The organism is Pseudoalteromonas sp. SG44-5 (assembly GCF_014164175.1).
In the GTDB taxonomy this organism is placed as follows: Bacteria; Pseudomonadota; Gammaproteobacteria; order Enterobacterales; family Alteromonadaceae; genus Pseudoalteromonas; species Pseudoalteromonas nigrifaciens.
On record NZ_JACJES010000003.1, the window covers coordinates 169,771 to 183,668 of the forward strand.

Here is a 13,898-nt window from a genome sequence, read left to right on the forward strand (position 1 = left end):
CTTATTTTCCAAATAGTAATTCAAAAAAGCCTGGAGGCTCATGTAACTCATGGTACTTTTTACGTAAATTATCTATGTTTTTTAGTGGCAGTTTAGCCGCACTCAAACCTTGCAGGTTAGCAGCTTGTTTTGCAAGCTCAGCCTGAGCAATGACTTTATCAAGCCCTTGTAATGATTGCTCTGGTTCTTTATAAAACTTAGCTGTTTTACTTATTTCCACTAACGAGATGAATTCATTAATCGCAAGGTTAAACTCGTCAATATTAGTCGCTTGCACTGCTTGTTTATATGCAAGCCCCGTGTTTTTCATATTAATTTCAAGGTCAACTGGCGCGCTGGCAATTGAGACTGATGACGTGAGTAAAATAAAAACAAAATAAAAGTACTTCATGATAAACCTTTCAATTAAAAACTCCGTCGATTATACCAATAATACGCTAGTAAGTAACCGCAAATGAAAGTGTGTAATGTTTAGCCTTGTTCGCTGTGTAAAGCCCCTTTACACTTTAGATGCAAACTTAAAGAGTAAAGAGCGACTTTTTTGAGGAGCTTAGTAAACTCAACCTTGTTATAGCAAGCCAAAGTTGCTGCTGACATAACATTTTAATTAATCAGCTTTAAACTCCAAGCAACTAATTTCACGTTGCTCGTTAAGTGTTACAAGGGCGTTTGCTGTTGATGCTAGTGTGTTTAAATTTTCTCGAGTGACACGCTCAAAATGAGCAATAAAGTATCTAAGTTGGGCGTCATTCATAGTGCCTGCACCTTGCCCTTTTAAGGCTATAAGCTTTTGCTCTTGCTCTTTTCGCCATGCAAATACGGCAGCAAAACTAGGGGCTTTAAGCATCACTAAATAATCAACTTTAGCAAAAATGTTTAAATATTCTGTTTTTAAACAATTGTTCACATAGTTACGCCAAACACCTTGGCTATCTGCATTTTGCTCTAACTCATTTAATGGTGCAGTTAATGCTGATGCCGATTGTGCCTTACTACCTACGCACCACCCTTCTAAAATAATAATATCGACAGCGGCATTATTACGCGGCCACTCGTTATGTGGTGCACTGTCATCTAAATGCTTATTAAAATGAGGTAGAGGCACACCACTGTGCCCTGCTAGTAACTGCTCAAGTGTGCTTTTCATTAAAGCTACATCGTGCGTACCGGGTACGCCGCGAGTGGCAAGTAGCGGGTGTACATTTTTTGCAAGCTGCAGTCGGCGCTGCTTAGTAAGGTAAAAGTCATCAATAGAAAGCGCTATGCTATTAAACGAACTATTTTTTGCCAACCAAGTTACTAAAAAATCAGCCAAGGTGGTTTTACCCGAGCCTTGGCTGCCATTAATAGCAACAAATAACGGAGTATTCGTTTTTTTAGCGTGCAATATATTTTTTGCTACCGGAATAAAAAACTGTTCACACTGCTGTTGATAGCTTATTGGTAATTGATGTTTTGCTAAAAAATCACTGATATCCATATTTCTATTGCGCCTTTATTTTAGATAAAAAAATAGCGCATATATATGCGCTATTAGGTTAGTTTAACTTATCTATAAATTTAAGCTGCGGTTTTCTTCTCGGCTTTTGGTAACACTAAGTTTAGCACTATGCCTAAAATAGCGCAGAGGCTTACGCCTTCTAGGCTAAACTGACTACTGCCAATATGCATTCCACCAATACCACAAATCAAAATAAGCGCTACTATGCTTAAATTACGCGGTTCGCTTAAATCATCCCCAGATTTAACTAAAGTGTTTAATCCGATCACTGCAATTGAGCCAAACAATAAAATCATAATGCCGCCCATAACCGGCACTGGAATTGTTTGTAAACTTGCACCCATTTTAGCTATAAAGGCTAAAGTAATGGCAATAATTGCAGTCCATATCATCACTTTAGGATTAAAGTTTTTAGTTAGCATTACTGCACCGGTTACTTCTGAGTAAGTTGTGTTTGGCGGCCCACCAAACAATGATGCTGCTGAAGTAGCTAATCCGTCGCCAAATAGAGTGCGATGTAGCCCTGGTTTTTTCAAAAAATCTTTATTGGTAACTTGGCTAATCGCCATCATGTCGCCAATATGCTCAACAGCGGGAGCAATCGCCACCGGCACCATAAACAAAATGGCTTGCCATTTAAACTCAGGTAAAACAAAGTTAGGCACAGCTAACCACTGTGCGTTAGTTACGGCGTCAAATTGCACCACGCCCATAGCAAGCGATAAACTATAACCAGCTATCACCCCTGCTAATATTGGAATAAGTTTAAATACACCCTTACCCCATACCGCTAATATAAGCGTAACCACTAAAGAAAATAATGAGATGTAAATAGCACTATCATAAGCAATAATTTGCGTGCTGCCGTCACCACTTTTGCCCATGGCCATGTTTACCGCAACCGGTGCTAAAGCTAGGCCAATAACCATAATAACCGGCCCGACTACTATTGGGGGTAATATTTTATGTAGCGTTTCAGTGCCTTTAAATTTAACTAAAAAGCTCAATAGCATATAAGCAAAACCAGCCGCCATTAAACCACCCATAGTGGCAGGTATGCCCCACATTTGTATTGAGGCAATAATCGGTGCAATAAAAGCAAACGATGACGCTAAAAATATGGGTACTTGGCCTTTAGTAACAAACTGAAATAACAGCGTACCTAAGCCCGCAGTAAAAAGAGCAACACTTGGATCAAGCCCTGTTAACAGCGGTACTAATACTAATGAGCCAAATGCTACAAACAACATTTGCGCACCAGTAAGTATCGTTTTTATTGAGAACATGGCATTGTTTTTCATCGTATCGTTTTGCACTGTTTTCACTTAAACCGTACCGAAAATTTTATCACCTGCATCACCTAAACCAGGCACAATATAGCCTTTATCGTTTAAGTGGCTGTCTACCGATGCGGTATATATTTCTACATCTGGATGGGCAGCTAATGTTTTTTCAACCCCTTCAGGAGCTGCAACTAATACAATTACCTTGATTTCTTTACAGCCTGCTTTTTTAAGCATATCAATAGTGGCAATCATAGTGCCGCCTGTTGCAAGCATAGGATCTATCACTAAGCTTAAACGCTCATTAATATTACTTACTAGCTTTTCAAAGTATGGAATTGGCTCTAATGTTTCTTCGTTTCGCTCAAGGCCTACAACACTTACTTTGGCAGCCGGCAATAACTGCATCACACCGTCCATCATGCCTAAGCCCGCACGTAAAATAGGCACTACAGTAATTTTTTTACCTTTAATATGCTGCACATTTAACTTTGTGCCATCCCAGCTGGTAATTTCGTTATCTTCTAACGGTAGGTTTTGAGTTGCTTCGTAGGTTAATAAAGTACCTACTTCTGAGCACAATTCACGAAAGCTTTTAGTGCTAATTCCATGGGAGCGCATTAAGCCTAATTTATGTTGAACAAGGGGATGAGTTATAACGTGAATAGCCATATTAAAAAAACCTAGTGATAAAATTTGCGATATTTTATAGTAAAAAAGTGCATTTGGCCTGCAGTTTTCGTTAAGTTTTCACAATTGCTGCCAAATAACATTATTTTGACTGATATTAAGGCAATATATCTAATTCAAGCGTTAATTAAATGTGTTTTTTTAACTCACTATTTACGTGAAGCAACATGTAACTGTTTATTTTTTTATGCTCTGGACTCCACCCTGCTAAAAAACGATAAAAATCGGCCCATGCAACACTCCATAAATTGCGCCAATCGTTAATCACTTTACTTGCCTCTACCTTAGGATGATAAACGCCTAATGCTAACTTCAATTCGCTAAAATACCACTCTAAACAACTATCAGCATGCTGATGCAATTGTGTTTCGTTAAAGCAGCTTGTCATAAAATACATCACGTCTATAACCCCAACACCAGCACCTACATATTGAAAGTCGTACCCTAGCACGTGCTGCTGTTTGTTTATGGCAAAATTTGCCAGCTTGGCATCACCATGAATTACTGTTTTATATGCACTATTGCATAATGTCGTATTTAGCTTAGCTGCAACCTGCTTAATAGCTGATTGCTGGAGCTTTGTAAGCTCATCGGGACGCGTACTTAAATGCCAATAATTGCCCTGTGGCCATAACTTTTCAGCCGCGTGAGTAACAGCTTCAATTGTTAAATTAAACGCATGAAAATTCGCTAACCATTTAATAACCTCGCGATAGTCTTGAGGCAAAGCTTGTACATAGCCCTGCTGGGTAAAATCGTTAAACGCCAGCACATATTGCTGATCATTTTGGATTGCGGCTAAACAGCCAATAGCAGCAGCGTTATTAGGTAACTGCTGGCTGCAATCATTATAAAAGTAGTATTCAACATTATAAGATTTACGCTTACGATTAACAGCAAACGCCGTTTGTTTAATCTTTGGGTGATTTATAACCTCAGGAATATTCACCGCCTTTATAACACACGCCTGTCCGTCAAGCTCACAAGCCACTATGCTGCCACAACCACTCCACAATGAAGTCAGCGTAGCCCCCACTTTTATCTGTTTAAACTGTCGCTGTAATAAAGAAAGGTAAAAAGCCATAGCCGCACTTAATTTTAATAAATTTTAGTTAGTTTAACGCAAAGCGTTGTTATTATAAAAAGTGTTATTTAATAGTAAAAACTACTTAAGTGACAAAGAACAATTTTATTTATAAATTTATTTTCATTAACGTTAGCTATTACCTCTATTCATCTTTAAATCAAAAAACAGAAAACAGAAAACAATTAGCAGCATTGCTTTTGCATTCAATACTGTATTAAATTTACAACTAAAATGAGCTGCAATGCTCAATACACGCTCACATACCGCTCACAATTAGTATGATAAGTATCCCAACCACACCACTATTGCAAATAACTCAATAAATACAATAGCTTAACATTAGACACTTGCTTTTGTATGCGCTATTCTCTCGCCGATTTCATCTCTATAACATCATACATGCTGCTTACTTGGTGTAACGGGCTAAATTTTTTAGTCGTTAAAACCTGAATATGCTTTATGAGAATTATCTTTAAATCGTACTTTTAAAATATCAAAATAGGAAAAATAATGAAAAAAACATTCCAGGGAACTTTGCTGCTATCTTCTTTATTACTAGGCTCTTTTGTACAAGCGAATGAGCTAGAACCAGTACCTCAAAAACATTGGAGTATTGGAGCGGGTGCTTACGCGTTCACATTAGCCAATGACAATAGCTCAAGCGAAGATTTGGATTTTAGTGGTTTTAATATAGCTGCTGGTTATGCTGTTAATAATCACTTTCAAATTAGAACTACCTACTTCTCATTAGAAAATGACGATTTTTCAGCGATAGAAAGTGATGGATTCGACCTAATGGCTTACGGTGGTGTGGGTTTGTCTAAAAAAGGCTTTAGGGGCTATGGCGGTGCTGGTTTCTTTTCAGATAAGTGGAGTGCCTTGGGTGAAAATGAGACTATGTCAGGCTTTCAACTTGGTGGCGGCTTAGGCTACAACTGGGGCCCTGCGGCTTTAGATTTTGTTTTAACTCTACGCCAAGCTGATGAATATGAAGATTTTATGTACCGCACAGGCACCTACGTTGCTGTATCGGGTAACTTAACTATTTCTTATTTATTTTAAATAGCTCCTCATTAAGTTACAAAAAGCCCCTCAATTAACTTTTGGGGGCTTTCTTTAAAAACGTAAAAAGCGCCCAAACTACAGGCGCTTACATTGTTGAATTTATTTACACCGGGTGATTACTGGTTTACAACACTTTTAAGTGGGTTAACCGGTTGTGCGTTGTCGTCAAGTAAGTTCATATCAAAATCGAACTCATCTACACGAATCGCTTTTTCGCGCTTAGTGTTGTAATCAATAAGCTGAGTATGTTCAGCTGCTGTAATTACATTAGCCGCAAGTGCGTTATCAAGTGTGATTGAAAAACGAATACCCGCTTTAATTGTTTTAGCACGCAGTGCTTTTTTAACTTTAGCCAACTCACCAAGCGATGCCATTTTAGCTTTGTACGCTTGCTCGTTAATGTAATGTCCATCACCTTTAACTGGCTTAACTAAATGCGTAATTTGCGCTTTAAAGGTCGTATCTAGCTGAGCTTGCTTAGCTAGTTCACGAATTAAGTCGTCGCTAATTTTTGGCATTTTAGTTGAGTAGTTCATGGTAATAAAACGCATGAACTTACGCGTACCACTTGCAGGGAAGTTATCTAAAAACTTGTGCAGCGCTTCTTCAGCACTTTGTAGTGCAAAGCGAGTAGCATAATGAAAATACGGTGCTGCTTGCTCACGTTCACTACTTGATACTTTTTGCTCGTAGTATTTAATTGACGCCATTGCCGCGTATAAAAAGCTCATTACATCGCCTAAACGTGCCGACAACATTTCTGCTTGCTTAAGCTTACCGCCAAGTACAAGTAGTGAGAAATCTGCATATACCGCTAATTTAGCTGACAGTTTATGTGCTGCTTTTTCGTATTCACGCACCTCTGGTAACGTTGAGCTTGCACCTGCTGTAAATGGTAATACACCTAAGCGGAACGCACGTAAGCTGTTTGCTACGCTGTAACTTACTGTTTTACGTAAAATACGGTTAAATTCTTTATCTGCATTTTTATCTTCGCTATGAATTGATTCAACCATAGATTGTAAGTATGGATGACAACGCATTACACCTTGACCAAAGATCATCAGGTTACGAGTAAGAATATTCGCGCCCTCTACCGTAATAGCAATTGGCTGTGCTACATAACCGCTTGCTAGCGTGTTTTGTGGACCATTTTGAATTGCTTTACCCGCTTGAATATCCATTGCAGAGTCGAGTACATCACGGCCCAACTCAGTCATGTGGTATTTAGCAATTGCAGTTACTACCGATGGTTTTAAGCCCATGCCTAAGCCTTCAGTTGTAAGCACTCGCATTGCTTCTTGTAGGTATGTTTTACCTGCTATATCGGCAAGCTTTTCTTGAATACCTTCAAACTGGCCTATTGCTAAACCAAATTGCTCGCGCACAGCAGCGTACTCAGATGCTGATTTAAATGCAACTTGCGCCGTACTTACACCCAGTGCTGGTAATGAAATACCACGCCCTGCGCCTAAACAACTAACTAGCATTTGCCAACCGCGACCAATGTTTTTCTGGCCACCAATGATAAAGTCCATAGGTACAAATACTTTGTTACCACGCGTAGTACCGTTATAAAAACGAATATTCATAGGATCATGGCGATTACCTAACTCTACACCCGGGTGCTCTTTAGGAATAAGCGCACAGGTAATACCTAGGTTTTCTTTGCCGCCAAGCAAACCATCAGGGTCAACAACTTTAAATGCTAAACCCAACACAGTCGCAATAGGCGCCAGTGTAATGTAACGCTTGTCCCACGTAATTTCTAAACCAAGTACTTCTTCACCGTTGTACATGCCTTTAGTAACTGTACCTAAATCTGGAATGCCACCTGCGTCAGAACCCGCTTCTGGGCTAGTTAATGCAAAACATGGAATGTCTGTACCATTTGCTAAACGTGGTAGGTAGTGTGCTTGTTGCTCTTGCGTACCAAAATGCAGTAATAGCTCACCTGGGCCTAACGAGTTAGGTACCATTACTGTTACCGCTACTGCAGAGCTTTTAGTGGCAATAGTGGCTACAATTGTTGAGTTAGCGTATGGGCTGAACTCTAAACCGCCAAACGATTTAGGAATGATCAGCGAGAAGAAACGCTCTTTCTTTAAAAAGTCTAAAATGTAATCCGGTAAATGAATGCCATTTTGAATTTCGGTGTCATCAATCATACCCAACAAGTCTTGCAGTGGGCCATCAATAAAGGCTTTTTCGTCTGCGCTTAATACTGCAGCTGGCACGGCGCGTAGTGCACTAAAGTCAGGTTTACCTTGATAGATAGACCCTTCTAACCATACATCGCCGGCGTCTAGCGCTTCTTGTTCAGTAATTGAAATACTTGGTAATACTTTTTTTAATTTTGTACGTAAACTCATGATTGAACTCATCCGACCAGATAATAATAACTACATTACGTCATAAAAATTCGATTAGATCAATTACTCTATGCAAATAATTAACAGTTTTTTCAATTTATTTTCTTTACGTGAACGTAAACTGTTTAAACACAAGGGCTTACGGCTATGCGCTGAAAAACATTATTTTTCTTCATTTGGCTAATTAAACAACAAAACTTAGCTAAATCACGCCTTAAAGATAAAGCGACTTTAACGGGCATAAAAAAACGCAGCATAATTATATGCTGCGTTAATTAGTATCCGCTCAATTATAAAATTAACTAAGTGCTTATTTTAACCACTTGTTTGCCGGTAAAACCGCCGTCTAATTGTTTATGCAGTGCTGCTGATACTGCTTGTGCGTTAAAGTCGACAGCTGTAATTTCGGGTGTTTTAATGTCACCACTCAAAGCACCTTCTATTAATAAGTTACCCATAAAACTTAAACGTTGCTGGGCACATAAACTATTTGCTAACCAAGCACCTCCTAAGGATACAACACCAATATTGGGTGCTCGACGATACATTAGCTCTTGTTCAAAATGTGGCAATGGGTTTAAACAAGCAATTCGCCCACAAAAACGCATTAGTTCTATATTGCGTATTGTAGAGGCGCCACCAACGGTGTCTATTACCGCATCAAAGCCTTGTGGGCCAAGCTCTCGGCGAATTTTTTCGCATAAGTCTTTATCCTGGTAAGCAAATACCACATCAGCGCCTAATTGTTTTACCAATTTATGATTACGCTTAGCTGCTGTGGTAAATACGTCGGCACCGCGCTGCTTTGCAAACTGAATGGCAAACTGCCCTACAGCCCCTGCGCCACCGTCAATTAATACGGTATCGCCCTCGGTAATATTAATTTTATCTAGGCTTATAAGTGCAGCCATACCGGCACAAGGTAAAGTAGCCGCCATATCGCCTGCAAGCTCAGCAGGAACAACCGATACAGCATAGTTAGCTACTTTGGTATATTCACTCAACGCCCCTTGATCGCCAATACTGGCATGCCACATTACACGCGTGCCAACGCCCGGGAAAACACCTTTACCAGCCTTTACCACTACGCCAACGGCATCAAGCCCTAAAATATGTGGATATTGCCACTTACAAAAACCCGATTTAGCAAACAAGCCATCAACTGGGTTTAAGCCAACATATTCAACTTTAATAAGCAGCTCGTTGTCTGCACACTCAGGAACAGCGTACTCAACATCGGCTAAACAAATTTTTTCATTAGGCTCAGGCAATACAATTGCTCGCATAGTCTGCGGTAGCGTATATTGCGGTGAAATATCAGTATCAGACATCAAAAAACTCTACTGGTTAGTATTATTTAACGCATAACTCCATCGCCCGTTAAATGATTGGTAAGCATTTACTTTAGCGAGCAGTGATGAAATCGTTGAATCAACAGCATTTTCTTGAGCTATTAGAACATCCCGACGCGCATCTAACAACTCTAAGTAAGGAATTTGCCCTTCTTCGTACATTGCTTGCGCTTGTAAAAATGCATTATTAGCAAACTGATAACGCTGCTCAGCAAAGCTCTTTTGCTGAGCTTGGTTGACCAACAATTGCAAAGAAAGTTCACTTTCGCTCAGCGCTTGGAGTATCACTTGTTGATAATCGCTATAAGCCGCTTGAGTTAAAAATTGCTGTGCATCGCGCTGCGCTATGAGTGCCGGGTAGCTCAGTATTGACCACTGAATTTGCGGAGCCACCTGCCATTGCTGCTGTGTATCACTAAAGCTATTACTACCAATACTAAGCACGCCTGCAAAACCACTTAAGCTTATATCTGGTAATAACGCTTTACTTGCAGCAACACTTAAACTATTTGCTTGGCTAAATGCATAAAGTGCTTGGCTAATATCGGGCCTAAGTGCGATAGATTCATTAGCATCATTTAACGATACGGTAAATTTATGCTCTAAAATGGCTTGCTCATTAGTGAGTTTAACATTTTGTGCTAAACGCCCGCTAAGCACAGCCAGTGTAGATAAATCGCGATATTTAGCGTATTCAATTGCCGGTATTAGTGCTTGTTGTTGCTTAAGTTGTGCCATAGTACGATTTAAATCAAGCTCGTTTGCTACGCCTTCATCAACCTGGGCTTGAAGTACCGCAATACTTTGCTCTAGTGCGTCTATTTGCAACGTAACAATGTGCTGCTTTTGTACATTACCTTGATAGCTCACAAAGCCTTTAACAACCGACGAAACCACTTCAATTTGCAATAAACGCACTTGCTCGGCTTGGCTCATGGCCGATGCATTCGCTGCATCAACCAATGCCGTAATACGACCAAATAAATCGAGCTGCCAATTAAATGCTAAATTAGCACTCGATTGACGACTGTTAGTATCGCCTAAACCACTGCGCTGCGCGCCAATTTCTACCCCGCCTTGCGGTAAATACTGCGCTTGTTGCTCACCTAAGCGCGCCAAGGCGCTTTTAAGTACTAACTGACTGGTTTGTAAGTTGTGGTTATTGGCTAATGCGTCTGTAACCAACTGATTTAACTGAGCTGATTCTAGCTTTTGCCACCAGTTTGTCTCATCAATATTATTAAGCTCGCTGGCTATATTGGCACTAGCTATAAACTCACTAACCACGTTTTGCTCGCTGGCAGCGTCAATTTTAGCGGCGCAGCCCGATAACATAGCAGCAATTAATATAGCGCTTGTGGTAAGCGACGTTTTAAGGTTTTTTTGCACTAATTTAATCATGTGATACCTGCTGTGCTTTTTGCTTTTTATTGGCTACTAACATATAAAATACCGGGGTAAATAATAAGCCGAATACGGTTACTCCTATCATGCCTGCAAATACAGCATTACCCATAGCGTGGCGCATCTCGGCTCCCGCACCCGTTGCTAATACTAATGGTACAACGCCCGCGGTAAAGGCTATTGAGGTCATTAATATGGGGCGTAAGCGCATTCGACATGCCGCTAACATGGCATCTAAATGTGATAAACCGGTTTCGTGTTGATCTTTGGCAAACTCCACCATAAGTATCGCGTTTTTAGAGGCCAAAGCCACCAGCACAATTAATGCAATTTGCGTAAATATGTTGTTGTCTGAGCCCACAAACCACACCCCAATTAGCGCCGAAAATATGGTCATAGGTACAATCATTATAATTGCCAATGGTAAACGTAGGCTTTCGTATTGTGCAGCCAGCACCATAAATACCAGCAGTACCACTAACGGAAATACATACACCATAGTATTACCCGCAAGTACTTGCTGATAGGTTACTTCGGTCCACTCGTATTCAATACCTGAAGGTAGCGTATCGGCAAGTACTTTTTCAATCGCAACTTGCGCTTGGTCTGAGCTATAACCTGGCGCTGGGCTGCCATTAAGTTCTGCACTTGGGTAGCCGTTGTAATGCATTACTCTGTCTGGGCCTATGGTAGGAGTTACCGTTAACACTGATCCTAATGGCACCATATTACCCGCACGATTTCGTACTTTTAAATGCAATATTTGTTCTGGATCAACGCGATAATCGGCGTCAGCTTGCGCATTGACTTGGTAAGTACGGCCAAATAAGTTGAAGTCGTTTACATACACTGAGCCTAAATATATCTGTAGCGCATTAAACACTTCATCCAGTGGTATGCCTTGAATAAGTGCTTGTTCACGGTCTATATCTATATCCATTTGTGGCACTTGAATACGAAAACTTGAGTACAGGCCAACTAATGCAGGGTCTTGTTGCGCTTTGGTTATTACCGCCTGTAGGCTATTAAATAATGCTTCAAAGCCTTTGTTTGCTCTATCTTCAATTTGTAATTTAAAGCCACCTGTGGTGCCTAAACCTTGAATAGGCGGCGGCGGAAATACCGCTACAAATGCTTCGTCAATTGCTGCAAAGCGCTGATTAAGTTGCGCTGCAATTGCCATGGCAGATAGGCTAGGGTCAGTCCGCTCACTAAAAGGAGCTAAGGGCGTAAATACAATACCGCTGTTAGGGCTGTTGGTAAAACCGTTAACCGATAACCCCGGAAAGGCAACCGTATGGGCAACGCCAGGCACTTCTAGCGCTATTTGTTGCATTTGTTTAATAACCGCTTCGGTACGATCTAGGCTCGCAGCATCAGGGAGCTGTGCAATCGCCACTAAATACTGTTTATCTTGCTGAGGAATAAAGCCACCGGGTACAGAGTCAAATAACTTAATAGTACCGCCCACTAAAGCAACGTAAGCAACCATGACCACCACGCTCATGCGGATCAGCTTTTGTACCAGTTTTTCGTAGCCTTTAGCGCCACGATTAAACACGCGATTAAAGGGTGCAAATAACCAACGGCCAAATAGTTTATTTAACAACCGCGTAAAAGCGTCTGGCTTTGCGTCATGGGGTTTTAGTAATAATGCAGCAAGTGCAGGAGATAAAGTCAGCGAGTTAAAAGCTGAAATAATAGTAGAAATAGTAATAGTTAAGGCAAATTGCTTATAAAACTGCCCCGACAACCCGGTAATAAACGCTGTAGGAATAAATACCGCACTAAGTACCAAGGCAATTGCAATAATAGGGCCGGTTACTTCACTCATGGCAACGCGGGTTGCTTCAAGTGGCGACAGACCTTTTTCAATATTACGCTCAACGTTTTCTACCACTACTATGGCATCATCTACCACAATACCTATGGCCAATACTAAACCAAACAGCGACAAGGTATTAATAGACACTCCCAGCAACTGCATCACTGCAAAAGTACCAATGAGTGAAACAGGCACCGCAATCAATGGAATTATAGATGCACGCCATGTTTGTAAAAATACAATCACCACAATAACAACCAATGCGATTGCTTCTAGCAAGGTAGTAATTACCGCATCGATAGAGCCGCGTACAAATACTGTAGGGTCGTACACTATGTCGTATTCAACACCGGTAGGAAAGTCTTTCGCTAAACGCGCCATGGTTTCGCGTACTTGATCAGAGAGCTCAATTGCATTAGAACCCGGGCGTTGGAATATTGGCATAGCCAGTGCTGGTTGATTATCAAGCTCAGCGCGCAGTGCATAAGTGTCTTGCCCTAAATCTACACGAGCTATATCTGATAAACGGGTTAACTGCCCTTGCTCACCTACTTTAATAATAACTTGTTCAAATTCTTCAATACTGTTTAAACGACCTTTAACATTTAACAATATTTGAAACTGGCTGTCGTTCGAAATTGGCTGAGCGCCTAAGCTACCCGCAGCAACCTGCTGGTTTTGTGAGCGCAGTGCACTTATTACATCTGATGCGGTTAACTCGCGCGATGCTAAAGCATCGGGATTAAGCCACACACGCATAGAATATTTACCGCCACCAAACAGGCGAATATCACCTACGCCCGATAAGCGTGCAATTTCATCTTTAATATTTAAATCGGCATAGTTTGATAGATACGCCGTATCGTGGGTGTTTTCAGGAGAATATAAATGCACCACCATGGTTAAGTCGGGCGATGATTTTTCGGCTACCACGCCTAAGCGCTGTACTTCTTGTGGTAAACGCGGCAATGCGCTATTTACTCGGTTTTGTACTTGTACTTGTGCTCGGTCTAAATCGGTGCCAAGCGCAAACGTCACCGTTAAGGTCATACGACCATCACTAGTGGCTTGTGAAAACATATACAACATGTTTTCGGTGCCATTAATTTCTTGCTCTAATGGCGTTGCTACCGTTTGTGCAATAACGGTTGGGTTTGCCCCCGGGTAACTGGCTGTTACCACTACGGTAGGTGGAACAACTTCTGGGTATTCACTTACTGGCAGTTGAAATAATGAAATTCCCCCTGCTATTAAAATGATTAACGACAACATCGCCGCAAATATTGGGCGCTGGATAAAAAAGTGCGAAAACTTCATCA

General features: G+C 40.8%; 10 protein-coding genes. 1 reads left to right on the plus strand and 9 read right to left on the minus strand.

What is annotated here, in order from left to right; translation table 11 throughout:
* Position 1: 1 nt before the first annotated feature.
* The 5 genes from H5079_RS05435 to H5079_RS05455 all read right to left on the minus strand — a co-directional run bounded on the left by H5079_RS05435 (position 2) and on the right by H5079_RS05455 (position 4,558).
* The gene (locus H5079_RS05435) at positions 2–391 is read right to left on the minus strand and encodes a cytochrome b562 (protein WP_182683634.1); all 390 of its coding nucleotides are present in this window, start codon (positions 389–391) and stop codon (positions 2–4) included.
* 216 nt (positions 392–607) lie between these two features.
* Entirely contained in the window at positions 608–1,480 is an 873-nt protein-coding gene (locus H5079_RS05440) for a kinase (RefSeq protein ID WP_182683635.1), read from the minus strand.
* Positions 1,481–1,560: 80 nt separating this feature from the next.
* On the minus strand, positions 1,561–2,802 hold the full coding sequence (locus H5079_RS05445) for a uracil-xanthine permease family protein (RefSeq protein ID WP_041454985.1): 1,242 nt from the start codon (positions 2,800–2,802) through the stop codon (positions 1,561–1,563).
* Positions 2,803–2,826: 24 nt separating this feature from the next.
* Positions 2,827–3,456, minus strand: a complete 630-nt coding sequence (gene upp, locus H5079_RS05450; protein ID WP_011330005.1) for a uracil phosphoribosyltransferase — start codon at positions 3,454–3,456, stop codon at positions 2,827–2,829.
* 145 nt (positions 3,457–3,601) lie between these two features.
* Entirely contained in the window at positions 3,602–4,558 is a 957-nt protein-coding gene (locus tag H5079_RS05455; RefSeq protein WP_086995787.1) for a phosphotransferase, read from the minus strand.
* 513 nt (positions 4,559–5,071) lie between these two features.
* Here H5079_RS05455 and H5079_RS05460 point away from each other — a divergent pair.
* Positions 5,072–5,623: an outer membrane beta-barrel protein gene (locus H5079_RS05460; protein ID WP_011330003.1), complete on the plus strand. Its 552-nt coding sequence runs from the start codon at positions 5,072–5,074 to the stop codon at positions 5,621–5,623.
* Between the two features lie 119 nt (positions 5,624–5,742).
* Here H5079_RS05460 and H5079_RS05465 read toward each other — a convergent pair whose 3' ends face one another.
* The 4 genes from H5079_RS05465 to H5079_RS05480 form a co-directional block, all read right to left on the minus strand.
* The gene (locus tag H5079_RS05465) at positions 5,743–7,998 is read right to left on the minus strand and encodes an acyl-CoA dehydrogenase (RefSeq protein WP_182683636.1); all 2,256 of its coding nucleotides are present in this window, start codon (positions 7,996–7,998) and stop codon (positions 5,743–5,745) included.
* 302 nt (positions 7,999–8,300) lie between these two features.
* Positions 8,301–9,329 carry a zinc-binding dehydrogenase gene (locus H5079_RS05470; RefSeq protein WP_011330001.1) on the minus strand — a complete coding sequence of 343 codons (1,029 nt, stop codon included), beginning with the start codon at positions 9,327–9,329 and terminating at the stop codon, positions 8,301–8,303.
* A gap of 9 nt (positions 9,330–9,338) precedes the next feature.
* Positions 9,339–10,751: a TolC family protein gene (locus H5079_RS05475; protein WP_182683637.1), complete on the minus strand. Its 1,413-nt coding sequence runs from the start codon at positions 10,749–10,751 to the stop codon at positions 9,339–9,341.
* Positions 10,744–13,896 (minus strand): efflux RND transporter permease subunit, encoded by a 3,153-nt coding sequence (locus H5079_RS05480; protein WP_182683638.1) that lies wholly within the window; start codon positions 13,894–13,896, stop codon positions 10,744–10,746. Before H5079_RS05480 ends, H5079_RS05475 begins: the two co-directional genes overlap by 8 nt.
* Between the last annotated feature and the right edge of the window lie 2 nt (positions 13,897–13,898).